The sequence below is a fragment of the Lysinibacillus sp. FSL M8-0337 genome (assembly GCF_038593855.1).
Taxonomy (GTDB): Bacteria; Bacillota; Bacilli; order Bacillales_A; family Planococcaceae; genus Lysinibacillus; species Lysinibacillus sphaericus_D.
Genome location: NZ_CP151996.1, coordinates 2,898,871 through 2,924,826 on the forward strand (window position 1 = coordinate 2,898,871; position 25,956 = coordinate 2,924,826).

The following is a 25,956-nucleotide window of genomic DNA, read 5'->3' on the forward strand; positions in this document are numbered from 1 at the left end:
CATACGAAAGATATTGCCAAAAAGTTTCAATCTAGTGGCGAATTCCTAAAATAGAATCTGCAATATTCACAGCATGATCCCCAATTCTCTCCAAATTGCTGACAATATCCGTATAGACAATACCAGCAGCGCCACTACATTCGTTTGTATTTAAACGTGCAATATGCTTTTGTCTTAGTTTATCCTCCATATCGTCTATTAAACTCTCTAATTCTGTTACTTCTTGCGCTAGGCTAAGACTCGCCGTATCAAGCGCCTCTAAGCTTTTTCTTACCGCCTCGATGGCAAGACTAAACATACCGATTAAATCTTGCCGCGCTGATTTACTTAAACTCACTTCATGATGATCCTTATATTGCAATAGCTCCAAAATATTTTCAAAATGGTCGCCAATACGCTCGATATCACGCACATTCGTTAATAGGGTATGGTGCCGTACCGAATCCGCATGAGAAAGCGGCTGCTTGGACACCATAACTAAATAATTCGTTATTTCTTTATCTAAATGATTAAGTGCCACTTCCAACTGTAATACGGTAGGAATATGGGAAGACTCCCCTGTTTTCATGTAGTAAAACGTTTCTTCTAAGCCCCTTAGTGCATGCTCACCCATCCGTAAAACTTCTTCTTTCGCTTGCCCTAATGCAATGGCTGGCGAAGAATCAATGAAGGATGGGTCCAGATGTTTCGTTGCAACATCAATACCACCGTCATGTCCAGGCAATATTTTGGTTACTAATAATGATAATCCTGCGATAAACGGTAGTTGGATCATCATATTAAAGACATTAAACGAACCATGTGCGACAGCAATTTGCATGCGAGCCTCTAAATGGAACAACTGACTAATCCACTGTACATAATTTATAAAGGGAGTAAACAGCAACATAAAAATAACCGTCCCAATCACATTAAATAACACATGGGCAGCCGCTGCTCGCTTTGCATATATCGAAGCACCTAATGAAGCGAGTACAGCAGTAATTGTCGTACCGATATTTTCACCAAATAAAATCGGTAGCGCACTATCTAAACCGATTAATTGTTCAGCATATAAGCCTTGCAAAACGCCAACTGTCGCTGTCGAACTTTGAACGAGCAAGGTAAAAATAGTCCCTAAAAATATCCCGATTACCGGCTGGTTACTCAAATGAATGGTTAATGATGCAAAGTCTGCTAATTCATGTAGCGACTGCATACTAGCACTCATTAGCTCCAACCCTAAAAACAGACCACCAAAACCAAATAAAATTTGACCTATATGATGATAAATAGCCTTTTTAAAGAAAAATAAAAATGCAGCGCCAATTGCGAGGAGTGGATAAAAATAAATACCTATATTAATGCCGATGATAAATGCCGTTATGGTAGTTCCAATATTGGCCCCCATTATAACGCCTATTGCTTGTCGTAATGTTAAGAAGCCTGCACTCACTAAACCAACAGTAATCACTGTTGTCGCCGAACTTGACTGAATACAAACCGTAACGATTATCCCAACTAACACACCCATAAACGGATTCGTTGTAAATCGATTCAACCATTCACGGAGTCTGTCATCTGCCGATTTTTGTAACCCTTCTCCCATATATTTTATGGAAAACAAAAAGACCCCTAATCCGCCTAAAAATTGAAATAATATGCTTTGCCAATCTATTGTCAATGGTATTCGCTCCAATTCTTACGTCTCTACTAATCTATTCCTAATCATTAAATGAAAATGTACAAAAAGTAAAGAAAACCTTTAACTTCTTTACATAATGTTAACATTTTAGCAGGTCATTCTCAGTTAAAGTGATGCAATCCATTTCTAGTCATTCACGAACATGTTAGAATAGCGAATGGAGGAGATATAAATATGAAACACTCACAATTATTAGTCGATAGCTTATTACACCCTAAAAAACTAGCAGCTTATCGTTTATTACCTATTGGCAAAGTCATTCAATATACCTTTTTATTAATTACCATTGTTACTGTATTTTCATTTGGACGTTTTTCTACTGATATGTCTGTTAATACTCTTGATATAAGTGGAATAACGGAATACATAGATCAAATAAAATGGCTGTTGTACCCAGTCACATTCATCATGTTATTTGTACTAACAACGATGTTAGTTTTTGGTCAAATTGCGCTCTATGCTCTAGCAGGTTTATTTATTTTAAAAGTTATGAAACGTCGTGGTGAATACCGCCATATTTGGCGCACTACAACATTCGCCATTACTTGGGCGACTATTTTAAGCATGTTAGCAGAATTTGTACCAACTGCCCGAACAATACTCTCAATCTTGTCATTACTTTTAACGATTACTCTATTAATTATTGCCTTTACAAAATATCCAAAACAACCAATTTCAAAATAATAGGCATGATTCCCCTCTCTTCTCAATATAGTGTAGAAAAAGGAGGGGTTTTTTTGCGAGCATTCTTGTTAACTGTTGCCATTGTGCTTATCGCATTTGTCGTAAAAGTAGATTTAACAGAAGGCACATTATCTCTTGCTGCCTTCTATCCAAAAGATGGGCAAAATACACTTTGCGAAGACCAGCGCGAGCCAGCTTACATTACGGTACAAACAATTCAAGGCGATACCATCCATAGCTTATTTGCACTACACCCAGCAAAAATGCCGATGACCTTTCCAGAACGACTGGAGCTCTTTTATCAATTAAATCCTCATTTACAATTACAAGCACTTGTACCAGGCGAAAATATTAAGCTTCCCCTCTCTTTTGAATTCGAAAACGCATGCGGAAAATGAAAAGTTAACGTTTCTTCCTTGTCCTTATTTTCTTACACTGCTAAAATAAGTGTCAGTGACGGCTGAAAGTAGTGGCCCGAAAAGGAGAGAAAGTTAATGAGTGAAATTTGTCACCGTTCAAAAACACGTCCTGTACGTGTCGGTAATTTAACAATTGGTGGTAGTAATGAATTATTCATTCAAAGTATGTGTACAACAAAAACACATGATGTCGAAGCAACTGTTGCAGAAATTCTGCGACTAGAAGAGGCGGGCTGTCAAATTGTTCGTGTTGCAGTGCCAGATGAGCGTGCGGCTGATGCAATTGCCGAAATAAAAAAACGTATCCATATTCCATTAGTAGCTGATATTCACTTTGATTATAAATTAGCTTTGAAAGCAATTGAAAATGGTATTGATAAAGTTCGTATTAACCCAGGTAATATTGGGCGTAAAGAAAAAGTAGAAGCCGTTGTAACAGCTGCAAAAGCAAAAGGCATTCCTATTCGTATTGGCGTAAATGCCGGTTCGCTAGAGCGACACATTCTTGAGAAATACGGCTATCCAACTGCAGATGGTATGGTAGAATCAGCACTACACCATATTAAAATTTTGGAAGACTTAGATTTCCACGATATTATCGTGTCAATGAAGGCATCCGATGTCAATTTAGCGATTGAAGCATATGAAAAGGCTGCACAAGCTTTTGATTATCCGCTACATTTAGGTATTACAGAATCAGGTACATTGTTTGCTGGAACTGTAAAATCTGCTGCTGGCCTTGGCGCAATCCTGTCAAAAGGTATTGGTAATACGCTACGTATCTCTCTATCTGCCGACCCTGTGGAGGAAGTGAAAGTTGCACGTGAGCTATTAAAATCATTTGGTTTAGCGTCTAACATGGCAACGTTAATTTCATGCCCTACATGTGGCCGAATTGAAATCGACCTTATCTCTATTGCAAATGAAGTGGAAGAGTATATTTCAACATTAAATGTACCATTAAAAGTAGCCGTTCTAGGTTGTGCAGTAAATGGTCCAGGTGAAGCACGTGAAGCCGATATCGGTATTGCGGGTGCACGTGGTGAAGGTCTGCTATTCATGAAAGGCAAAACGGTTCGTAAAGTTCCAGAAGAAACAATGGTAGAAGAATTGAAAAAAGAAATTGATAAGCTAGCTGCAGAAATGGCAGAAAAACGTGCGGCTGAAGAAGCTGCCAAAGCGAACGCCTAAGGGAGGTGCTTGCATGACAAAGCCCCGTTTTGGTATTGATATTGACGGCACCGTGACATGTCCGAGTACACTTATCCCGCATATTAATAAGCACTATAATGTCAATATTACACTGGATGATGTTTGTGAATATGATTTTTTATCGGCCTTTCCTTATCCAGTAGATCGCACTGCATTTAATGCATGGTTTAAGGAAAATGAGCCTTATATGTATGAAGTATCAGAAGCTGCAAAAGATGCCAAAGCTATTTTAAATGCTTGGCAACATACTTATGAGCTATATTATATTTCTGCACGTGGTCAGAATGTTTCTGATATTACGATGAACTGGTTTAAATCACAGGCTATTCCGTATGATCATATTGAACTTATCGGAAGTCATGATAAATTAGCGACTGCGAAAAAGCATAATGTCGCAGCTTTCTTTGAAGATAAACATGATAATGCTGTAATGCTTGCTGAAGAATTAAAAATACCTGTTATTTTATTCGATACACCATATAATCGTCTTGCTGTACCTGACAATGTTGTGCGAGTGTATAATTGGCAAGAAGCAAATCAGTTTATTTCGAACTACTTTAAGTAATACTTGCAAGAAAATATTAAAAAAATAAAAGTGTTAGATTGACTGTGATCAATCTAACACTTTTTGTCGTCAACGTTGATGTTCCCTTCAATGATGCAACCCTAACTGAACTTGTCTTACCAGAAGGACTTCCTTGTTAGCTTCTATCCATTGACATCTCTAAACTTCAAGTATCCCTCGCAGCCAACGCTCCACAAAATTTTCGAAGGTTATTCCATAATTATCATAGACCGCATGATAAACAAAATATGTTCCTAATCGATCGAGTATCTCATCATTAATTTTCATATGAAACCGCTCCCCTTCTTGATATAAGTTACTCAAAATTTCACTCTAGATTACCATTACTATTTCCAATACATTTGAAAAGGTTGTATCGTTGCAAAACCGTCACAATATGCCAGTTACATACCCTTTCTTCACAATTTTCTTTTCGTTAATATAGTAGTAACAACTAGTAAACTGGGGGTACTCCTTGTGAAATGGATGACAAAACTCACTTTTGTAGCATGCCTGTCTACCTTACTTTCCGGCTGTGGCGATCGAATATCTGAAATCAAAGATGCCGCATCGGGCATTAACTCAGCAGCTGATGCTGCCGCGAGCGCTGTTAGTCGTGATGTCCATGCAATAAGAGCGCTAACGATTAACTACAAAGACCAAACATTTACTATTAATGACCTATTTAAAACTATTTTACGTGACATACGCTGGGAATATGACGCCGAAATAAATGAACTACATGTTCAAGGTACATGGCAAGCACCATTATTCTCTGACCAAGCATGGGATGCGACTATGCAAAAGAAGCTTGCTGAAACGGGTGTAGTGACTGTTACGTGTACAATAGATGACGATCAAATTGATAGCGCGCAAACAGCTGTCACAGTTGTTTTAAATCAAGAAAAAATACTACAAATGAATGGTGAGGATGCATTACATCAACTATACGATACCTATTTAAATAAATAAGGTCTGTAGCTTTTCTAACGATTTTATCGTTTAGAAAAGCTTTTTTTGTAACGATTGATGATTCCTTTAGCAATCCCTTATCAACAATCCGTATTCACAAAAAAATCATATTTTTAAAAATTTTAAAGCGTATTATTTGTATGCTATAAAACTGTCACGTTATAATCAAAGCATCACGTGATGGTTGGGAGGTATTTGCATTGGGACAGAAAAACTAAAAATCGGAGAACTTGCTCAAAAAACTGGCATTACTAAAAGAACGATTGATTACTATACAAATTTAGGCCTGTTGGAGGCAGAACGGTCCCCATCAAACTACCGCTATTATGATCCTGCCATGATTGATCGACTTCATTTCATCGAGGAACGTAAGCAGGAAGGACTTTCACTCGTAGAAATACAACAAGCACTTAATGTCACAACAACATATGAAGAAATCGATGTTCAAATACTACGTTTAAAAATGCAAGATTTAGAGCATGATGTAACTTCTCTACTGGAACAAATGAACAATCAAGACATGAAATATAGCCAAACAATTAAAAAAAATGTTTCACCTGAAAGCATTGCATTAATGCAATCTTTATTATTACTCATTAATACCTAGGAGGTGACGTTCTGTTTTGCAGAACGACTATTTGGAGACCATATTAAATTTATCGATTTTCACTATTTTATTAGCTTTAACCGCCTTTTTCGTGGCAACGGAATTTGCGATTGTTAAAATGCGTTCCTCTAGACTTGATCAGTTAATTGCAGAGGGCAATAAAAAAGCAATACCTGCGAAACACGTTGTCAACCATTTAGATGAATACTTATCTGCCTGTCAGCTTGGTATAACAATAACAGCACTTGGTATCGGGATGGTTGGTGAAAAAACCTTTGAATTTATGTTGCATCCATTCTTTGAAATAATCGGCATTTCGGATAAATTTATCCCTATTTTCACAATCGGTTCTGCTTTCGCTATCGCTACTTTTCTACATGTCGTTGTCGGTGAATTAGCACCAAAAACGGCAGCTATTCAAAAGACGGAAACAATCTCATTGCTTTTCGCTAAACCGATTATCGCTTTCTATAAATTGATGTATCCATTCATCTGGTTTTTAAACGGATCGGCGCGTATCCTTTTAGGTTTCTTCGGCATGAAACCGGCGAATGAACATGAAATTTCACATACAGAGGAAGAATTGCGTTCCTTGTTATCTGAAAGTTTTAAAAATGGTGAAATCAATAAAACCGAGTTGAAGTTCGTGAATAATGTTTTCGAATTTGACGAACGGATCGCTCGCGAAATTATGATCCCCCGAACAGAAATTGCGGGTATTGAAATTAACGAAACCTTCACTAACATTATTCACTTTATCGCATCCGAGAAATATACTCGCTACCCTGTGTATGATGGTGACCGTGATAATATTTTAGGCTTTATTAATGCAAAAGAGTTATTTACACATGGCTTATTAGAGCAAATAACTGATGATTCTTTAGTGCTCGAAAACTTTATTAACCCTGTAATTCGAGTAATTGAAACAACCCCTATTCAACAATTACTAGTTCGAATGCAAAAAGAACGCATTCATATGGCGATTTTAATGGATGAATATGGTGGTACCTCTGGGCTTGTAACGGTGGAAGACATTTTAGAAGAAATCGTTGGCGAAATTCGTGATGAATTTGACGATGATGAAGTTGCAGAAATTCGGAAGATTGGTGACAATCATTATATTTTGAATGCAAAAATGCTTGTAGAAGATGTAGAAAATTTATTGCAAGTATCCCTTGATAACGAAGAAGTAGAAACACTTGGTGGTTGGTTCTTAACAGTAAACAATGGGCTCAAAGCGATTAAAAACATCGAGCTAGCGCAATATGTATTTAGCATTTATGAACAACAGGGTCATCAGCTTCACTATATCGAAGTGCGTCCTCTTCATAAAGTTGCACCCGTTCCTACAGAAGGCTAATAAAAGTAAACGAAAGGCTAAGATGATATAGCTTTCACAACTTTAGGGCTATACAAAGTTATCTAAATACTTTTTCCTCATTCCATTATTAGCCATATTTCGATATAATAAATCTGTATATGATTTTATGATCAGGGGGCATTGTTATGAAACTTTTTAAACTTTATCATTCAGACGGTATCCATATTATTACCGATGTAAAAAAACACAAAACAAATATTGAGTTAAAAACAATTACAGGAGAAGTATTATATATTATCGTTGTAACAGATGAAAACTACACAGTATACGATGACCGCTTTGCTGGTGCTTCCAAGCAGTTAAATTCTGTAGAGGCGTTCGATATCGACGGTAGCTTTAGAAGTCTTGACTTTGATAATATGCGCTCATTATTCAAAGAGGCATTCACTAAACTTTTACAGGAAATTGCTGAGTGTGTAAACGATGGAGACGAGCTAGTATATCTTGATACACTTCGACATAAAGTAAGTGCCCAAATCAAAGGAATCCATTTCCGTGTTATTTCGGACACAAAAAAATATGAATATTAAGTAATGGCCTGTTCCACAATTAACAGACTGCTCAATGAGTAAGCTTTTTTCTTTGAGCAGTCTATTTCTTTAGCTCTGTCCAAGTTCCCCCTTTAACTCTATCTCCAAAATCATCGCTTGCACACCTTCTTCTACTTTTTTCATGTATAATGGAGCGTAACAACCTGAAAGAAAGGGTGTTTAAATGAATCGTGAACAACTCATTTTACTCGTTTCAGAAAAACTAAAATTAATTCGAACAGAAAAAGCATTAACGCAAGATCAAATGAGCGATCTTCTTGGGCTTTCCAAAAAAACACTCGTGCAAATTGAAAAAGGTCGTATTAAAACCGGATGGACAACTGCCGTTGCCGTATGTGCTTTATGTCGTGAAAGTTCCATATTGCAGCATGAGCTAGGTGGTGATCCACTTGAGGTGGTTGACTTAATCGCCAATAACGGCACATTACCGCCAAAGGAAAAAACGATGGGCGGATACATATGGTGGAAAAACCTAAATGAATGGCAAGGCTATCGTTTACAACAAAACGTCATTAGTCAACATTATCGCATTTTAGATACCGACAACTATCGCCTGCTGTCAACCTTTGACGAAACAATTGCCCAGAAAGAATGGAACAACCTTAAGGATTAATATTTACTGATTTGAATATAGACCTCCAAAAAAGGTTTATATTCAAATCACCTAATATTCCGAATTATATTGCATCATCCACTAGCACATTGACTACATCCCTCCCCACTATTCGAAATCTATGGACAAACGAATAATAGCTCTCAACCATTGTGACATAAGATAGAATCACACGACAATCGCGAAAAGTTACTATGTCGTACAACACTTCTCTTAAAATATTTCTTCCATACCTGTGAAATCATCAATAAACGCGAAAAGTCGAATTTTGTAACATTCTTCTCTATAATAATTAGTAACGCCTGTTATACTGGAAAGGATGCTTTTTTATGACACGTATACTAGCAATTAGTGATATACACGGAGAATTAGAACTTCTGGAAAAATTATTATTAAAATTGAAGTTCGATGCCACACAAGATAAATTACTTTTATTAGGGGATTATATTGATCGGGGTCCTGCATCTTGTGGTGTTTTAAATATAATTGAGGAACTACAAGCAACGGGGGCACGTGTACTACTAGGAAATCACGAGGCTATTATGCTCAAAGCTTGTCGTTCTGGTATTCCAAAAGCATGGCATCATTGGATTTCACTTTGTGGCGGGGATGCAACACTTGCAAGCTACGGCTATCAGCCAGAAGATTTTGAAGATGCCATTGCGCAAAACACATTACCTAGCTTTATTCAAACATTGCCAAAGCTTGAAGAACATTTACAGCTTATTGAGACGTTTGAAATGTATATAGAGTTGGAAGATGCTATTTTTGTTCATGGTGGCGTTGTACCTGGTAAAGCCTTAGCGGACACAGATCCTTTACAATTTTTATGGATTCGAGAGGAGTTTCATACCGGCTACGATGGTGAGAAAACTGTAATTTTCGGGCATACGCCAACCTATAAATTGCATCAAGATCCAACAAACTACAGTGTTTATTTCGGTGATAATAATATTATTGGTATTGATGGAGGTGCTGTTTTTGGAGGGCAGCTTCATGCGCTCGAATGGCCAACTCGACAAATAACATCTGTTGCAAAAGAAAAGCCAACAAGCTTAGAATAACTTGTTGGCTTTTCAATCATGATTCATCTAAATAAGCTATTTAATATAATTTAAAAATGACCCCAGCTAGGGAATAAATAATAACTGTTGAGAAGAGAATTGTCATATGGAAAAGCGAGAAAACAAACATTTTCGTCGCCCACTTCACTTGATCCGTGTTGCTGTGATAACCGTAAATACTCATTACAAGCCAGGCAACACTTAATATAAGTGCGACAAGCATAATACCAATACTTAATGAACCAAATAAAAAGCTTGATAGTATTAACAGGATTAAATAAAAATTTGTTTGGTAATACGTACGGCGCATCCCTTTTATTACAGGAAGCATCGGAACGTTAGCTGCTTCATAATCCGCATGCTTACGAATCGCAATCGCATAAAAGTGTGGCATTTGCCATATTACCATCACACAAAAGAGCCCCATTAAAGCAGGATGTGTAATATCAGTAGATACAGCCGCCCAACCAATTAAAGGTGGTACTGCACCTGATATACTACCAATTTCGGTATTATAAATAGTGCGTCGTTTTGTCCACATTGTATACGGTACAACATATAAAAATACACCTAAGAATCCAAATAATGCAGCTAATGGTGAGGCTAATGCTAGTACAGCTACTCCAACAATAAGCATAGTAATCGCTAATATCATCGTTGATTTTGCTGACATCTCACCTGTTACAGTCGGACGATTTTTCGTACGTGGCATAATGGCATCTATATCACGGTCATACACATTATTAAAAGCTCCTGCCGCACCGATAACAAGTGCCGAACCAATTGTTGCGAAAATGATTTCTGGTATATTGTCCAATAATGTCATTTTATTTTTATACATCCCTAGCGACAAGCCAGCCCACATAGGAATTAAATTGGATTTTATGATACCTGTTTTAACTGTTTGAGCTAAAACATTAGAGCGCGAATGTTTCTCTATTGTTTTTTCTACAGTTTGTGGATTTTGGTCCGTTTTTAGATTTTGTTCCATTCCTCTTAATTCCTTTTCTCTTATAATTTCTACTTACGTCCTTCGATAGAATGAGACATTTTTTGCATTAAACATATCAAATTATTATTTTACCCCTTTTAGGATCGCTATGTCTCAAAGTTCACATAAAGTACATGATTTTATCAATAGAAGGTATAATGTCAATTCACAACTTCTTCTATGATACCACCGACTTGCATGAATTTGAACCTAATTGCCTTCTTTCCTGCATAATACTATTCAAGAAAAACAATCTGCACTATACTAATGGGTATGTTCTATCTAAACGAAGGAGTGTCTAACACGTGAAATACGGATTTATTGGTCTAGGTAATATGACCACAGCCATTATTAAAGGGATGTGCAATAGCGGAGATTTTGATTCCTCTTATATATATGGCTATAATCGTACAAAATCAAAAACAACAAAACTCGCAACCTCTTATGGTATACAAGCAACAACTTCCATCGAGGAACTTATGACAAAATGTGATGTTATTATTTTAGGTGTGAAACCCCAAATGTTGCCTGATGTTTTACCTGAGGTTAAAAAACATCTACAAGAAAAGCATATGATCGTATCCATTGCTGCGGGAAAAAACCTCAATTACTTCCATGGCTATCTTTCCGAGTCCACGCCTATTATTCGCGTAATGCCGAATATCAATGCCCTAATTGGTGCATCAACAAGTTGCTATACAGCAAATGAGCAAGTAACAGAGACACAACTTCGTCTTATCACCATGTTATTTGAAACAATTGGCACGATAATTGAAGTACCTGAACACTTATTCTCCATCTTTACAACAATTGGTGGGGCTTCACCAGCATTCACCTATATGTATATCGATGCATTAGCGCGCGCTGCTGTGCGTGAAGGCATGCCGAAAAACATGGCACTCGACATTGCTGCAAATGCCGTACTCGGCAGTGCGAAAATGATTTTACAATCAAAAGAGCATCCATGGGCGCTGGTCGATCAAGTCTGCTCTCCAGGTGGAACAACCATTCAAGGCGTATCTTCCCTTCAAAGCAATCATTTCGAAACGACAATCCATGATGCTGTTGCAGCTGTAACAGATAAAGACCGCAGTCTCTCTAAATAAATATTCACAAACAAAAGGCATCGAGAAGTTGAATTCCCGATGCCTTTTATCTATTTCTTGGCGTTACTGCATATGATCTTGTTCTTGTAGTTGTTGCGCTAAAAACATGCCTAAATCTCGCCAATTTTCTGGTGTAACACCATGTCCATCTGGATATTGCTTGAATGTAACAGTCGCGCCAAATTGCTCAAACAGTTCTTTGCTTTCCATACCCCATTGCGAAGGAATCACATAATCATAATCACCATGAGAAATAAAAGCATGTAAATGATTGACCGTGCGAATCGCATATTCCTCTGTAACAAATTTTGGCGTATATCCGCTTAATGCTACAATGCCTGTAATTAAATTGCCCATAACAAAAGCTAGAGACTGTGTGAGAACAGCCCCTTGGCTAAAGCCAAGGACAAATACTTTATGCGGATCAATTTGAAATTCTTCAATTGCTTCTAAAATAAATCGTTGCAGCGCAATTAACACTTTATCAAAAATAGCACGGTCTGGCTTTCCCACTTCCTGTATCGTAAAAAAGGCAAAACCCGGCTTTTGTGCGATAGGACCTCTCAAGCTAATGATATGACATTGGTCTTGAAAATCTTGTACCAATTGCGGTAAATCATCCTCATTGCTACCCATTCCATGCAATAAAAAAATCGCTGGATATTTTTTAGTAGGGTCCATATTTGCTGGTTGTGTATGTTTAAAAGTGAATGGTGTATTCATTGCGATAATTCCTTTCAAGTAAAATCAAAACTATTTTAACATATTGCCCAATTATACTGCACAGATGTTGATTTTGGAATCTTACCCTAATTGTTTGAAAATTGTTTGTTTGCCTGACACTACAAAGGCATGGAATTAAAGAACTTTCTCTAATTCCATGCCTCCAAACTTTATGTTAAATTTGTTTTCGAAATAAGCCCGTCTATATGATAGGCTATATATCCGTTAATGATGCGAAGTGTTTCTTGTGGATCAGCGTCAAATAGCACTTTCGATTGTGCAGGTGTTGATACAAGAACCGAGAGCAAATCCATTCGCATCGAATGCCCAGCAGCACTATAGGCATAGTCATAAATAATGGCTTCCTCTGTAAGGCCTTCAGCGTCATACTGTTGATGGAACAATTCTTTTGCCATCTCCATTCGTTCAGCTACTTGCTGACGAATTCGCATTTGATGCATAAGCAATTCCTCTTCAAGCACTTCTGGTTTTACCCATTGTTTCTGTTCTAGCATATTGATAAGCTGATTTTCCCAAACTTGCTCATTGTCAGTAAAATACAGCATATTCACCATCAGCCTATCCCAAAAATCTGTTTCCGAACTAGCCGATTGACGTTGCATAGCAATCGTCTGATTAAAGTGTTGCTCAACCTTTTCCATATTCATATTACGTACTAAATGATAACATACATTTTCAATAAATTTATTCGCTACTTCCTGTGCCATGATCGAAACCCGTCCTTATCTCAACAAATCATTACACCTCTATCATACCATGATTGTTAAATAGAAAGAAACGGACAACGTTTAAGCATGTTGATGTGGTTGCTGGAATAACACCGATACGCCTGAGTCAATAGCAGCACTGCCGACAGCTTTCGCGACAACGTCCGCTACACGCTCATCCATCGACTTTGGAATAATGAATTCTTCTGATAAGTCTTCTGCTGATACTAACGAAGCAATGGCTTCTACCGCCGCTAGCTTCATCGCCTCATTTATATCTGTAGCGCGGACATCTAATGCACCCCTAAAAATACCAGGAAAAGCAAGCATATTATTTACTTGATTCGGATAATCTGAACGTCCAGTGCCCATAACGCGGACACCCCAATCACGGGCATTATCATATGTGATTTCTGGATTTGGATTAGCTAGCGCAAATACTATTGGATTTTCGTTCATTGATTCGATATGCTCTTTCGTTAATAAATTTGCAACGGATACACCGACAAAAACATCACTACCAGCAATCGCATCTTCTAATGTCCCAACTAATTTTAATGGGTTTGAAATTTTTGCAATCTGGTCTTTGATGCTATTCATCCCTTCCTTACGACCGTCATAAATTATCCCCTTCGTATCACACATCACGACGTTTCTATAACCCATTTGAAGTAATAAGCGTAATATAGCAATGCCGGCTGCCCCCGCACCGTTTATCACGACCTTCATATCTTCTGGTTTCTTGTTGACAATTTTAATCGCATTCATTAAGCCAGCCCCAACAACAATCGCCGTACCATGCTGGTCATCATGAAATACGGGTATATTACACTCCTGTCGAAGACGATCTTCGATTTCAAAGCAGCGCGGAGCGGAAATATCCTCTAAATTAATACCACCAAATGTTGGAGCAATCGCCTTAACTGTGCGTACGATTTCATCCACATCTTTTGTTGCGAGACAAATAGGAAATGCATCCACATTGGCAAAACGTTTTAGCAAAATCGCCTTTCCCTCCATCACTGGTAATGCCGCTTCTGGGCCGATATCACCCAAACCTAGAACGGCTGTCCCATCTGTCACAATGCCAACAAGATTTCCTTTAATTGTATAATCGTACACTGCTTGTGGATTGTTTTCGATTTCAATACAAGGCTGCGCAACGCCAGGTGAATAAGCTAAACTTAAATCATATGTATCCTGCACAGGTACCTTGGCTACAATCTCCATTTTCCCTTGTGCTTCTTTGTGCATCTCTTTTGCCTTTTGCATAATATCCATTGTCTAAACTCCTATCTTCTATCTACATGTCATTTATTTTTTCCATTCATGCTCAACAAAAAAATTATTATTGTAATACTATTCTAAATAATTAATCTTGTTATATTTTGAAAATTATATTACTTCATCCAACTAAAGTCAACGCCGTCAAGCGCAATCCTATATAAAACTTTTTAAATTGTTAATATTCTTAGAATATTTTAAATAAGTGAAATCGTTTTCATTTTAATACTATCCAAAAATAAGTGATTCATACAAAAAACACCCTTGTTTCATTTCGAAACAAGGATGTTTTACATTTTCAGCATCGGGTATGTAACGCTTCTAAAATCGTTTGTGCATTATCTTGAAGTACTTGATAGTTATCTTGTAAGTATGTCGGATGCAATGGCTTACTAAATAAAAAACCTTGTACCGTTTCACAATGCCCTGCTACTAAATAATTGAGCTGTGCTACTTCCTCAATTCCTTCTGCCACTACTTTCAAACGTAAATGTTTAGCCATTGATAATATCATATCAACTAATGCTTTATCAGTAGGATCGCTTTGAATTTTTTGGACAAAAGAGCGATCAATTTTCAAACAATCAATTGGAAAATCTTTTAAATAGGATAGCGATGAATAACCAGTTCCAAAATCATCAACAGCAATTGTCACGCCAAGCGCTTTTAATTGATGTAAAATCATCGTTATATGATCGATATTAATGGTCATACTTTCCGTTATTTCTAATTGTAAATATTTTGGGTCTAAATCAGTTTCTTTAAGTACAGATTGAATCATCTCCACTAGATCTTGCTGAAATAATTGGCCTAAAGAAAGATTAACCGCTACTTTGATAGGTGGTAAGCCTGCTTGTTCCCACTGCTTCACTTGTCTACACGCCGTTTCTAATACCCATTGTCCAATCGGAATAATGATACCGGACTCTTCGGCAATTGGAATAAACAAACCTGGTGAAATCATGCCCTTACTTGGGTGCTGCCAACGGACTAGTGCTTCAACCGATAATATATGCCCCGTCTGCAAATCTATTTGCGGTTGATATTCCACAAACAACTCACGATTTTCTAAAGCATGACGTAAATCATTTTCTAAAATAATTTTCTCTGTAATATCGCTAGACATGGAAGTTTCATAAAATACGATGCGTGAAGGTACTTTTCTCGCCTCCTGCATCGCATACACAGCAAACCTGACAAGCTCTTCTTCCTTGTAGGCATCAGTCGGGAATAAAGAAATGCCAATATTCAAATGCCCATTTAAAGAAATATGTTGTATTTGGAAGGATTTCGCCATTGCCATTTGCAATTGTTTACAAAGATCCATTATTCGTTGTGTATGATTTGCATCATCAATAAATACGATAAAATAATCTTCTCGAAGCATACTTAGTAAATACTGGTCAGGTAAAATATCCTTTAGTCTCTGAGCAACTTGACTAATTAATTTATCTGCATATGAACTACCTAGTGACGCTTTAATAGCTGAAATGCGCTCAATCTCTATAGCTAAAATAGCCTTCTTAACATTACATTTATATAAATTCTTATGTAATGTCTCCATTAAAAATCGTTCATTTGGTAAGTTTGTCACCTCGTTGTGATAAGCCATATAGTGCATCTTCTCTCTAGATTTCTCTAAATGTTTCTGCATTTCTATTAAATCCTGAAACGGTTTTTCAATGGACGAAAAATAAATTGCTTTAAAAAGCAGATAAAAAGAACACAATTGAAAAATATGTCCAATAAAATTTTTAATATCGTAAACGTCACGATAAGTAGTAAAAAGAAAATCGCTAATGATTAAATAACTTGCACTACCTACCAACAAGAAAATAATGTTGGGTGCTACCTTGAATTTTTTTATTAATAAGTACATGATAAGAAAATGGCATGCCATTGCAACATACTGCAACGAATTTTTTAAAGGCGTTGGACCGACCCCTTCAACAACAAGTGGTGGAAGAACAGGAGTAGTCGGTATATATATAAGCATGAATAATCCAACAATGACAACAAATGGTGTACTATAAATGAACCATCGATAAGTTTTATTAAGAATGGCTTTTTCCTTAATAAAAAATATGAGCAAGATACCACATGATAACACTAGCCTTCCAATAATATAAAACCATGTTGCAGCATAGGGGGTACTCTCCATAATAAAATGTGGCATCCCCTTATAAGAAAGTGCATGTGCAATTTCAATTAAGCTATACGTTAAAAATAACGCACCTATGTATAGAGTTCTATTAGATAGAATATAAGGTGTTGTTAACCATGATTGGATGGCAATCGTCATCGTCACAACAATGATCAAAATTTCTATTAGCAAATGAATCGAAACATAATTGCTCTTTCCAAAAATCCCGTAAAATTCATCACTCCAAAAACCAATGATCATCAATAATACGCTAGAGAAAAATATGAATAGTATCCCTTTCCTAAATAAAGAAAAATGTTTATTTAATTCCCACACGATGATCCCTACTTTCACTTGGCTGATAACCGCTACTTTATAAAATTCATTATGTATAAATAATTTTGAGATGATTCTACTAATAGATTACCATGATATACCTAAAATTCAATCAAAGAAAAATGGATAAAATGTTTCAACTGTTGAAAAAAGGAAGAAGACTGAAAATATCCCCACAATTAACGAGTTTATCTTCAGTCTTAAATGTTCATATTATGAAAATACATAACTATCCATATTATCAATGGTATTTTGGATCGCATCTTTAAGCGATCGTTGATGCTCACCGCAAGAAGCAATGGCTTCCTCTAATGCAATCGATGCATTAGCTATAAATGGTGCCATCTGTAAATCTTTTGCAAGCTGAATTAATACAAGGGCTTTATTCCATTTCCAGCGAGCATTTGTCGGATCTAAGTCAATCGCTTGCTCTAAATAAGCAAGTGCATCAAAAGGCATCCAACCAAAACGATGCATCGTCTGACCTGTTATGCCCCAATACAAAGCCTTATTAGGATTTGCTTTCACTGCCTGCTTGAAGCAATGGACGCTCTCATTGTAATGATGGGCAAATAAAAACAGCTCGCCCTGCGTAAAAAATGATTGTGCCTTTTCATTAGCTGAACCCGATTTAGCCATTTCCTCTAGCGCTTTCACTCGCTTCGCAAATGCCGCTTCATCTTTTATAGCACGTATTTCTAAAACATCATCTGATTCCGGATAACTTTCATTCGCCCGTTCACTATGCTGTGTTTCCACGAAAAGTGTTGGCTTCGGCAATGTAGCAACATCGTACTCATCCAACAAGGTAATATATTTAGTAGCTAACTCCTTATCAGGCCCATCTGCAACTTGCAAAGCAGCCTTATAACATTTCATCAGCTCTCCATTATAAAAATATTCTTCCATTGTCATCCATTCTTCCTCCAGTTTTCATACACCTCATTCTATATAGTATATATTATACATACTTCACTCTGTAAAGCACCCTCCATTTCATTTGCTATCTATTCGAACAAAAAAGAGACTGTCCCATTGGTTCAGTCTCTTCTGTGCGTTATTTTTTTAATACTTCTTTATCTAAGAAAGCTCGTAAATCTTCTTCAGCTAATGCCCCTACAAAACGTGCAGTTTCTTTGCCATCTTCAAAACGAATAAAAGTTGGCGTTGCTTCGAGATTATACTTGTTCCATAAATTTTCATATTCATATACGTTTAATTGGGCAATATTTACGCCTAAATCATCTGCAATCGGCATTAATACGGGTGTGAATGCTTGACAGTGGACACAAACTGGACTAAAGAAATACGCATTGACATCTTCCCCAGCTTTAATCTTCTTTTCTAGCTCATCAGGCAACATAATATTTTGGTAATTTTCATCATCTAATTGGTCAATTGTTTCTTGTTTTAGATTTTTGTCACCGTATGGATTATTCGCACTTGCCAGTTTGTTTTTGTTCGATACATTTGTAAGTACAATAATCGCTGCAAACAAAACAACAATAACCGAACCAATAATTAGTAGCTTTTTCAATTAAACTCCTCCGATTTCACATAAAAAATGTCCTACTTTTAGTGTATTTGGAATTGATTATAAAGTGTTTTTAGAACCTAGTAAACTAATTCGTCTTTCATAGTAAGTTTTCGCACAATTCAAACATAATTTAGTGTATTTATGGAAACCTACTTACTATAATGCTCAAAATGAATTTGGAGTGAAATTTACTATGAAACCTACTTTCCAACATGTTTTTCGAATTTATAAAAGTGATATCTTAAATATAGTATCAAACTGGGTAGTTGCTGTCATTGTTGGTGGGCTCATTTTTTTACCTTCTTTGTATGCATGGTTGAATATCTATGCTTCGATGGATCCATACGCGCACACGGCAAATATGAAAATTGCCGTTGTCAATGAAGATGATGGCACTACGATTAAAGGTGAAAATTTAAACATTGGAAAGGAATTAATGAGCAATTTACAAGTAAACAATAGCTTTTCGTGGTATTTTCCCCCAAGGCAAGAAGCACTCGATTCATTAAACAATGGTGATTATTTTGCAGTACTTATCGTTCCTAACGATTTTTCCAAAAAGCTCACATCTATTTTGACCGATCAACCTACAAAAGCGCATATTGATTATTATGTAAATGAAAAAATTAATCCTATTGCTCCCAAAATTACAGGTAAAGGCGCCAGTGTTATTACCCAACAAGTTTCGAGTGAATTTATCTCAACAGTCAATGGCACACTTTTTTCTATGTTTAATACCATAGGCATTGAAATCGAACACGATATTCCAGATTTCAAAAAATTCGAACATTATATTTTCACAATTGAACAGCATCTTCCAGATATTGAATCATTTTTAGCTCAAACCGCACAAGGTGGAAAAGATGCTGAAAAATTATTGGACACCACTATCAGTGAAATACCCGAGATAGAAAAAATAACAGCTAGCGGTCTTACAACTATCCAAAATGGTTTACAGCTGATAAATGAGGCAGATACGCTGTTCTCGCAGCTTTCACCCATTGTAAAAGAAGATTTAGAAAGCGTACAAACAATTGCTCAACAGTTCTCACAGCTTTTAGAGCAATTGCAAACTATCCGGACAGATACAGCTACCTTAGCAAAATCTAAAGACGAACTGCAAAAGCAGTTAACATCTTCACAAGATAAGGTAAATAGTAGTATTCAAACGTTGGAAGCTTTACAGAAGTTAACACAGGCAGATGCCTCCTCTCGTAAACAACTGGAAAACTCGCTCGAAACGGTGATTTCATCGCTTCAACAGGAGCAATCGAACGATGTTATCGCTCTATTAGATAATAAAGGTATTATTCAGCAATTGGAGTCCATACAAGGAAAGTTACAAGCAAATCCTATTGCTAGTGACTCTATGATTAATGTGCTCTCTACATTACGTCAACTAAGTTCGCTCGTAACGGATGTCTCAAATAAAGTACAACAATTCAATAATATCGACGAGCAAACAGTGAAAAAAGATATTGCCGCAGTTCAAAAAATGGCTCAAGATGCTGCAAATCATTTAAATCAGTTTCTTAATTACTATTCAGATAAACTGGAACCACAAATTCATACAACCTTGAATGCTGCAAAGGATACATTAACAAATGCATCTACTATGCTAACGAAGGTGCAAAGCTCCATTCCACAGGCAAAACAACGGTTAAGCAATGCAAAAAATACGTTAGTTACAGCCAATCAGGCTATAGCTACTATTCAATCTGACTTCCCTACGCTAAGTACTAAAATTATTGACCTTGCTAATAAGCTACGGACATTAGAAAACGAAACCGATATCTCTGAAATCGTTCAATTGTTAAAAAATGATGTTGAAGCAGAGCGAGATTTTTTTGAAGAACCAGTCAAACTAGCAGAACATAGAATATTCCCAATTGCAAATTACGGAACAGCCATGACACCATTTTATACCGTTTTATCTATTTGGGTCGGTTGTTTGTTGCTTATTTCTCTTCTTGCAGTGAATATTCACGACAACCCACAATATAGCATTCGTGAAATTTATTTTGGGCGATTAATGACTTTTGCAACTATATCCATTATACAAACATTGATTATTACAATTGGTGATGTTTTACTATTAGACGTCTCCATTCGTGCGCCTCTTTACTTTATTCTTTTTGGTTTGATCATTAGTTTTGTTTTTATTACAGTGGTCTACACGCTAGTATCCGTATTTGGAAATGTAGGAAAGGCATTAGCCATTGTGATGTTGGTCTTACAAATTGCTGGTTCTGGCGGTACCTATCCCGTTGAATTGTTACCGAAGTTTTTCCAAGTAATTAATCCATTTTTACCGTTTACTTATGCAATCGGCATGATGCGTGAAGCAGTTGGTGGCATCATTTGGTCCAAAATATGGATAGACCTTGCATTCTTACTAAGCTTCTGGCTAGTTTTTCTGTTGTTTGGCTTGTTCTTAAAAAAATTGCTAGGCGAAAAAATGGAACTTTTAATGAACAAAACACGCGGATTAGATATTTTTCACTAATTTGTGACCACCCTTGCTATAAATATTGACGCGACCAATGTTATAATGGAAATATTGTAAACATGTAGGAGGCGTTTTTTTGAAAAAGCTAATATCCATTTTTACGTTGTTATTGCTCGTGTTAAGTGCTTGCGGGACTGACAAACAAGCGACTGAAGAACAGCCAAAAGATACTCAAAATGAAGCATCACATGATGGACATGCTCATGTGACAGGAGATATTCAGGAAGAGACAGCAAGTGCTGATGTCCTGCCGACATTTTTAGATAGCCAATCTGAAAATATTCGCTTAGTCTACCAAATAGCTGGACAATCAACCGAAATTTTAGAATGGATGCCATGCTACTGTGGCTGTGGAGAATCTGTTGGACATAAAAGTAATTTAAACTGCTTTATCCAAGAAAAAAGGCAAGATGGAACAATTGTATGGGATGATCATGGCACACGTTGCGCTGTTTGTTTGGAAATCGCACTACAATCAGCAAAAATGCATAAAGATGGCATGACTCTAAAAGAAATCCGCCAAACAATTGATGAAACATACAAAAATGGTTATGCAAAACCAACTCCAACGGAAATGCCTGCATAAGATGCTGACACAAAAAGGAAAAGTGTTAGATTGACAACCCATCAATCTAACACTTTTTTGCTGTGCCTTTGTTGTCCGCTTCGGCGGTGCTTTCCGCTCAGCACAGTAAGCCGTAACCCTCGCTAACGCGGAATGCCAGCGTCTTACGCTGTGTGCGTTCTGAGCTAGAGCCACCGCCTCCGCTACCAACAACTAGTGAACCCTTCTAAATTTTATTTATTGCAAAAGCAGAATAGCTAAATTAGCTAAGTTCTCCATATAGCAAAAATTTATGAATACCTTTCCTCTGCTCCTTAAATATTTTAGTTATGCCCCAGCCTCTTTTTTTGCTGTGGTCTTTGTCTGCTATGCATTTACTTTTAAAGGTGTACTGGCAATCAAATCGTTATTTAACGAGTTGTAACACCGTTTTAAAATGTGGATGATCCGCTCTTTGTAAAAGCTCATATAAAATCATTTCTGTGCTCGTTGGCAATATACCTAGTGCCTTCATTTTATCTAGCCCAATTTCCTTATTGGCTTTTGTGCGAGAGGACACCGCATCCACAACTACTTCCACTTCAAAGCCCTGTTCTTTCAGTTGTCTTGCTGTTTGATAAACGCAAATATGCGCTTCAATACCTGTCACGATAAATTGGTTACGACCACTTGCTTTAACTGCATCGATAAAAGCTTGCTCTTGACAAGCACTAAAAGCCATTTTGGCCATCGGGGCCCCCTGAAGATGTTGCGCTATTTCTAATGCAGTTCCACCTAAACGACTTGGATTTTGTTCAAGCCATAACACAGGGACATCCAAAGCCTCCATCGCTTGTACTAGTTTTGCTACATTTTGAATGACTGTTTCACTATCTTCTACAATCGTTGCTAATTTGCCTTGGACATCCACAACAATCAGACTTGCTTGTTCTACTGTAAACATACATACACCCCTTTCACTATTTCTTACCTTTCAGTATACCGAAATTTTTTTCTCTATGTAATTTTTCATCAATATGCAATACATAAAACAAATTGTGTGCGAATTGTGTGCGTGCCTGACACTAAAATGCTCGTTTTCATCGTACATAAATAAAAAATTGAGAATTTTGTTTTTTCTCTTGAAAATTAAGTTATAATCCAATAAAGGTGCTTTTATTAAACAAAACAAGGAGTGTACCATTTTGACACAACGAGCATACAATTTTAACGCAGGTCCTTCTGCACTACCCCTAGAAGTATTAGAAAACGCTCAACAACAATTAGTAAACTTCCGTAATTCAGGTATGTCGATTATGGAAATGAGTCACCGTAGTGCAATTTTCGACGAAGTACATAACGAGGCAATTGCTCTATTAAAAAAACTTTATGCTATTCCAGAAAACTATGAAGTATTATTTTTACAAGGTGGGGCAAGCCTTCAATTCACAATGGTACCGATGAACTTCCTCCAAGCCGATAAAAAAGCAAGCTATGTATTATCTGGTTCATGGTCAGAAAAAGCATTCAAAGAAGCTAAATTATTCGGTACACCTGTTGAAGCAGCAAGCACAAAGGAAAATAATTATCGTAATATCCCAGCATTATCAGATATTCAATTTAATGAAGACGATGCATATGTGCACATTACTTCTAACAATACAATTTACGGTACTCAATGGAAAGAATTCCCTGAAACAGGTAATGTTCCTTTAGTAGCAGATATGTCAAGTGACATCCTATCTAAACCTGTAGACGTAAGTAAATTTGGCATCATCTATGCTGGTGCGCAAAAAAACCTTGGTCCTTCTGGTGTAACAGTCGTTATTATTCGCAAGGATTTACTAGAAAAAGCAAATAAAGAAATTCCAACAATGCTTAAATATACAACACATGCGGACGGTAACTCATTATATAATACACCACCAACATTCGGTATCTACATGTTAGGTGAAGTATTGAAATGGGTGGAAGCTAAAGGTGGCGTCGAAGCTGTTGCTAAACTTAATGAAGCAAAAGCACAAGTCATTTACGATGCAATCGATAATAGCAATGGCTTTTATAAAGGTCACGCAACGCCAGAAAGCCGTTCATTAATGAACATCACGTTCCGCGTCGCTGATGAAGAACTTGAAAAACAATTCCTAGCTGAAGCAAAAGCAGCTGGATTTATCGGTTTAAATGGTCACCGCTCAGTAGGTGGTTGCCGTGCATCAACATATAATGCTGTGCCATTAGAGACTTGCGAAGCACTTCGCGATTTCATGGTAGCATTCCAACAAAAACACCAATAATGAAACAACGACGAATGCTTGTAAAAATAACAGCATTCGTCGTTTCTTTTTTTAAAATGTATGTTCTGCTGTTTAAACATAACATTCTTTCCTATTTCCCCACTAATAGACTTCTATCTCTATGACAACCATATCGGTACAATCACACCTTTGCCATATAAAATAAACTTTAACAACATTTATTAAAAGAAAAAAATAGTTTTTTCTTTGTTTATCGGACATATTACCACCCTCCATTCTTCAACAAAACATAGATTATTAGTGTAAGGCAATAGCTTTACATTAAGTGATGGAGAAAGGAGGTAATATGAATGGAAGATAGACGTTATGCTACTCATATGAACTGGGCTCCTTGTAAATGCCATAAACCTTGCAAATGTAGCCACAAAAAAGAACATGAATGTAAAGAAGAGAAATGCCACAAAGCAGTGAACAACTGCAGAAGCTGTATCTGTGAGCAATTAAGAAAATTAGAAGTTGGAGCTGTAGTTGATGTTTTATTAGCAGGTACTTTCCTTCGTTTGACTTTTGTGAGCTTCAATGCACGAAATTGCTGTGCTTATTTCCTAGAAGCTGGTTCAACATCACCACTTATTATCGATTGCAAAAAAATAGATGCTATCCGTATAGTAAGAGCATAGTAGCCTTCTTTCATTAAATGGAGTATACCCTTTCCTTCTAAACATACTCCTTTGATATAAGTAAAAACCCTGTCAAAACTAATTTGACAGGGTTTCATGTTTACATTCTGGGCATTTTCCGTAAATTTCAAATTTATGATTTTCAATTTCATAATCTGGAAGCTTCTCACCTAACATTTCCATCGGGCAAACATTCAGCTCTTTTACATTGCCACAATCCATACAAATGAAATGATGGTGATGATGTTCAGATTCACAATGCATACGAAAATTTCGTTCACCAGACAACTCAGTCTCTTCTAAAATGCCAAGCTTTACAAACGTTGAAAGATTACGATAAATCGTATCGAAGCTCATACCTGGAAAATCTTTTTTCAGCACATCTAATAAATCTCGAGCGGTTAAATATTTATCCGTTTCCGCAAACATATTTAAAATTAACTCACGTTTATCTGTTTTTTTATAGCCGTTTTCTTTTAAAATTTCCCACGCTCTTGAAATATTCACAGTGCTTCCTCCCCTTGTTTTACAGATACCTTTAACATAATTTTCTTCACGATAATAACTAGCAATAAAATAACAATAGACGTAACGACAATCGTACCACCTGGCGCTAAATCTAAGTAAAATGCACTTACTAATCCTATGAACACTGCTACCTCGCCAAATACAATTGCATAGAGTATTGTTTGTTTAAAACCTTTAGCCAGACGCATGGCTGCAGCCACTGGCAAAGTCATTAAAGAAGAAACAAGTAAAATACCTACGATGCGCATACTAGCAGCAATTACAAGTGCTGTCACAATCATAAACAACAGGTGAACCCAGCGAGCTGGCAAACCACTTGCTTTGGCATATTCCTCATCGAACGATAGCACAAATAATTCTTTAAAGAAGAAATATAAAAACACAATAACCACAATCGCAATACCTATAACGACCCATAAATCCTGCCTCGACACAGCCGAAACGGAACCAAATAAATAGCTCATTAAATCGGTGCTAAAGCCACTGGCAAGTGAAATAAAAATTGCGCTAATACCAATTCCACCAGACATGATAATCGGAATGGCAAGTTCTTCATAATGCTTATATAATCGGCGTAAGCGCTCAATTAATATCGAGCCACTTACAGAAGCAAGTATACCTAAGTAAATTGGGTTGAGCATTGCTAATGCAGCAACAGACTGACTTACATATAAGCTACCAGCAATCCCCGCAAGTGTAACATGGGATAATGCATCAGCAATAAGTGATAGCCTACGAACTACGATAAATACACCTAATAGTGGTGCGATGATGCCAATTAATAAGCCAGAGAAAAAGGCATTTTGTAAAAACTCATAGTGAAAAATTGCTTCAATCATT

27 protein-coding genes are annotated in these 25,956 nt (G+C 36.8%); 15 read left to right on the forward strand and 12 right to left on the reverse strand.

Annotation, left to right across the window (positions count from 1 at the left end; translation table 11 throughout):
• Positions 1 to 31 precede the first annotated feature (31 nt).
• Positions 32 to 1,663: a Na/Pi cotransporter family protein gene (locus MKY08_RS13885; RefSeq protein ID WP_069509132.1), complete on the reverse strand. Its 1,632-nt coding sequence runs from the start codon at positions 1,661 to 1,663 to the stop codon at positions 32 to 34.
• 195 nt (positions 1,664 to 1,858) lie between these two features.
• Here MKY08_RS13885 and MKY08_RS13890 point away from each other — a divergent pair, with 195 nt between their 5' ends.
• From MKY08_RS13890 to MKY08_RS13905, 4 genes are all read left to right on the forward strand, one after another.
• Positions 1,859 to 2,368 carry a DUF1189 family protein gene (locus MKY08_RS13890; RefSeq protein ID WP_069509135.1) on the forward strand — a complete coding sequence of 170 codons (510 nt, stop codon included), beginning with the start codon at positions 1,859 to 1,861 and terminating at the stop codon, positions 2,366 to 2,368.
• A gap of 53 nt (positions 2,369 to 2,421) precedes the next feature.
• Positions 2,422 to 2,766 carry a hypothetical protein gene (locus MKY08_RS13895; protein ID WP_024361294.1) on the forward strand — a complete coding sequence of 115 codons (345 nt, stop codon included), beginning with the start codon at positions 2,422 to 2,424 and terminating at the stop codon, positions 2,764 to 2,766.
• Between the two features lie 96 nt (positions 2,767 to 2,862).
• The gene (gene ispG, locus MKY08_RS13900; RefSeq protein WP_024361295.1) at positions 2,863 to 3,978 is read left to right on the forward strand and encodes a flavodoxin-dependent (E)-4-hydroxy-3-methylbut-2-enyl-diphosphate synthase; all 1,116 of its coding nucleotides are present in this window, start codon (positions 2,863 to 2,865) and stop codon (positions 3,976 to 3,978) included.
• A 13-nt stretch (positions 3,979 to 3,991) separates the two neighbouring features.
• Positions 3,992 to 4,564 carry a hypothetical protein gene (locus MKY08_RS13905; RefSeq protein WP_069509138.1) on the forward strand — a complete coding sequence of 191 codons (573 nt, stop codon included), beginning with the start codon at positions 3,992 to 3,994 and terminating at the stop codon, positions 4,562 to 4,564.
• Between the two features lie 159 nt (positions 4,565 to 4,723).
• Here MKY08_RS13905 and MKY08_RS13910 read toward each other — a convergent pair whose 3' ends face one another.
• Complete coding sequence (locus tag MKY08_RS13910) at positions 4,724 to 4,852, reverse strand: hypothetical protein (protein WP_255313805.1); 129 nt, start codon at positions 4,850 to 4,852, stop codon at positions 4,724 to 4,726.
• 198 nt (positions 4,853 to 5,050) lie between these two features.
• Here MKY08_RS13910 and MKY08_RS13915 point away from each other — a divergent pair, with 198 nt between their 5' ends.
• The 6 genes from MKY08_RS13915 to MKY08_RS13940 all read left to right on the forward strand — a co-directional run bounded on the left by MKY08_RS13915 (position 5,051) and on the right by MKY08_RS13940 (position 9,752).
• On the forward strand, positions 5,051 to 5,536 hold the full coding sequence (locus MKY08_RS13915; RefSeq protein WP_256093120.1) for a hypothetical protein: 486 nt from the start codon (positions 5,051 to 5,053) through the stop codon (positions 5,534 to 5,536).
• A 184-nt stretch (positions 5,537 to 5,720) separates the two neighbouring features.
• Complete coding sequence (locus tag MKY08_RS13920) at positions 5,721 to 6,143, forward strand: MerR family transcriptional regulator (RefSeq protein ID WP_256093119.1); 423 nt, start codon at positions 5,721 to 5,723, stop codon at positions 6,141 to 6,143.
• 31 nt (positions 6,144 to 6,174) lie between these two features.
• On the forward strand, positions 6,175 to 7,503 hold the full coding sequence (locus MKY08_RS13925; protein WP_069509203.1) for a hemolysin family protein: 1,329 nt from the start codon (positions 6,175 to 6,177) through the stop codon (positions 7,501 to 7,503).
• A 146-nt stretch (positions 7,504 to 7,649) separates the two neighbouring features.
• Positions 7,650 to 8,054, forward strand: a complete 405-nt coding sequence (locus tag MKY08_RS13930) for a hypothetical protein (RefSeq protein WP_024361300.1) — start codon at positions 7,650 to 7,652, stop codon at positions 8,052 to 8,054.
• 184 nt (positions 8,055 to 8,238) lie between these two features.
• Complete coding sequence (locus tag MKY08_RS13935) at positions 8,239 to 8,688, forward strand: helix-turn-helix domain-containing protein (RefSeq protein ID WP_069509144.1); 450 nt, start codon at positions 8,239 to 8,241, stop codon at positions 8,686 to 8,688.
• A 329-nt stretch (positions 8,689 to 9,017) separates the two neighbouring features.
• Complete coding sequence (locus tag MKY08_RS13940) at positions 9,018 to 9,752, forward strand: metallophosphoesterase (protein WP_069509147.1); 735 nt, start codon at positions 9,018 to 9,020, stop codon at positions 9,750 to 9,752.
• A 40-nt stretch (positions 9,753 to 9,792) separates the two neighbouring features.
• Here MKY08_RS13940 and cyoE read toward each other — a convergent pair whose 3' ends face one another.
• Positions 9,793 to 10,743: a heme o synthase gene (gene cyoE, locus MKY08_RS13945; RefSeq protein WP_069509150.1), complete on the reverse strand. Its 951-nt coding sequence runs from the start codon at positions 10,741 to 10,743 to the stop codon at positions 9,793 to 9,795.
• Positions 10,744 to 11,048: 305 nt separating this feature from the next.
• Here cyoE and proC point away from each other — a divergent pair, with 305 nt between their 5' ends.
• Positions 11,049 to 11,849: a pyrroline-5-carboxylate reductase gene (gene proC, locus MKY08_RS13950; RefSeq protein ID WP_069509153.1), complete on the forward strand. Its 801-nt coding sequence runs from the start codon at positions 11,049 to 11,051 to the stop codon at positions 11,847 to 11,849.
• Between the two features lie 63 nt (positions 11,850 to 11,912).
• Here proC and MKY08_RS13955 read toward each other — a convergent pair whose 3' ends face one another.
• The 6 genes from MKY08_RS13955 to MKY08_RS13980 form a co-directional block, all read right to left on the reverse strand.
• Positions 11,913 to 12,572, reverse strand: coding sequence for an esterase (locus tag MKY08_RS13955; RefSeq protein WP_069509155.1), 660 nt, complete (start codon positions 12,570 to 12,572; stop codon positions 11,913 to 11,915).
• A 170-nt stretch (positions 12,573 to 12,742) separates the two neighbouring features.
• The gene (locus tag MKY08_RS13960) at positions 12,743 to 13,300 is read right to left on the reverse strand and encodes a hypothetical protein (RefSeq protein ID WP_069509158.1); all 558 of its coding nucleotides are present in this window, start codon (positions 13,298 to 13,300) and stop codon (positions 12,743 to 12,745) included.
• An 81-nt stretch (positions 13,301 to 13,381) separates the two neighbouring features.
• The gene (locus MKY08_RS13965) at positions 13,382 to 14,581 is read right to left on the reverse strand and encodes a malic enzyme-like NAD(P)-binding protein (RefSeq protein WP_069509160.1); all 1,200 of its coding nucleotides are present in this window, start codon (positions 14,579 to 14,581) and stop codon (positions 13,382 to 13,384) included.
• A gap of 301 nt (positions 14,582 to 14,882) precedes the next feature.
• Positions 14,883 to 17,063, reverse strand: coding sequence for an EAL domain-containing protein (locus MKY08_RS13970; RefSeq protein ID WP_069509163.1), 2,181 nt, complete (start codon positions 17,061 to 17,063; stop codon positions 14,883 to 14,885).
• A 213-nt stretch (positions 17,064 to 17,276) separates the two neighbouring features.
• Entirely contained in the window at positions 17,277 to 17,978 is a 702-nt protein-coding gene (locus MKY08_RS13975; protein WP_069509166.1) for an O-linked GlcNAc transferase, read from the reverse strand.
• Between the two features lie 142 nt (positions 17,979 to 18,120).
• On the reverse strand, positions 18,121 to 18,600 hold the full coding sequence (locus MKY08_RS13980) for a thioredoxin family protein (protein ID WP_069509170.1): 480 nt from the start codon (positions 18,598 to 18,600) through the stop codon (positions 18,121 to 18,123).
• Between the two features lie 193 nt (positions 18,601 to 18,793).
• Between MKY08_RS13980 and MKY08_RS13985 the strand changes: the two genes are divergently transcribed.
• Together MKY08_RS13985 and MKY08_RS13990 are read left to right on the forward strand one after the other, a co-directional pair.
• Positions 18,794 to 21,106: a YhgE/Pip domain-containing protein gene (locus MKY08_RS13985; protein WP_069509173.1), complete on the forward strand. Its 2,313-nt coding sequence runs from the start codon at positions 18,794 to 18,796 to the stop codon at positions 21,104 to 21,106.
• Positions 21,107 to 21,185: 79 nt separating this feature from the next.
• Positions 21,186 to 21,695 carry a PCYCGC motif-containing (lipo)protein gene (locus tag MKY08_RS13990; protein WP_069509176.1) on the forward strand — a complete coding sequence of 170 codons (510 nt, stop codon included), beginning with the start codon at positions 21,186 to 21,188 and terminating at the stop codon, positions 21,693 to 21,695.
• A 385-nt stretch (positions 21,696 to 22,080) separates the two neighbouring features.
• Here the strand turns inward: MKY08_RS13990 and MKY08_RS13995 are convergent, their stop codons facing one another.
• Complete coding sequence (locus MKY08_RS13995; protein WP_069509180.1) at positions 22,081 to 22,617, reverse strand: hydrolase; 537 nt, start codon at positions 22,615 to 22,617, stop codon at positions 22,081 to 22,083.
• A gap of 241 nt (positions 22,618 to 22,858) precedes the next feature.
• On the opposite strand from MKY08_RS13995, the gene serC reads away from it, so the two are divergent.
• Complete coding sequence (serC, locus tag MKY08_RS14000) at positions 22,859 to 23,947, forward strand: 3-phosphoserine/phosphohydroxythreonine transaminase (protein WP_069509183.1); 1,089 nt, start codon at positions 22,859 to 22,861, stop codon at positions 23,945 to 23,947.
• 311 nt (positions 23,948 to 24,258) lie between these two features.
• The gene (locus tag MKY08_RS14005; protein WP_081327864.1) at positions 24,259 to 24,588 is read left to right on the forward strand and encodes a hypothetical protein; all 330 of its coding nucleotides are present in this window, start codon (positions 24,259 to 24,261) and stop codon (positions 24,586 to 24,588) included.
• 78 nt (positions 24,589 to 24,666) lie between these two features.
• Here the strand turns inward: MKY08_RS14005 and MKY08_RS14010 are convergent, their stop codons facing one another.
• Both MKY08_RS14010 and MKY08_RS14015 read right to left on the reverse strand, forming a co-directional pair.
• Positions 24,667 to 25,095 (reverse strand): Fur family transcriptional regulator, encoded by a 429-nt coding sequence (locus MKY08_RS14010; RefSeq protein ID WP_024362971.1) that lies wholly within the window; start codon positions 25,093 to 25,095, stop codon positions 24,667 to 24,669.
• The gene (locus MKY08_RS14015; RefSeq protein ID WP_069509209.1) at positions 25,092 to 25,955 is read right to left on the reverse strand and encodes a metal ABC transporter permease; all 864 of its coding nucleotides are present in this window, start codon (positions 25,953 to 25,955) and stop codon (positions 25,092 to 25,094) included. Before MKY08_RS14015 ends, MKY08_RS14010 begins: the two co-directional genes overlap by 4 nt.
• Between the last annotated feature and the right edge of the window lies 1 nt (position 25,956).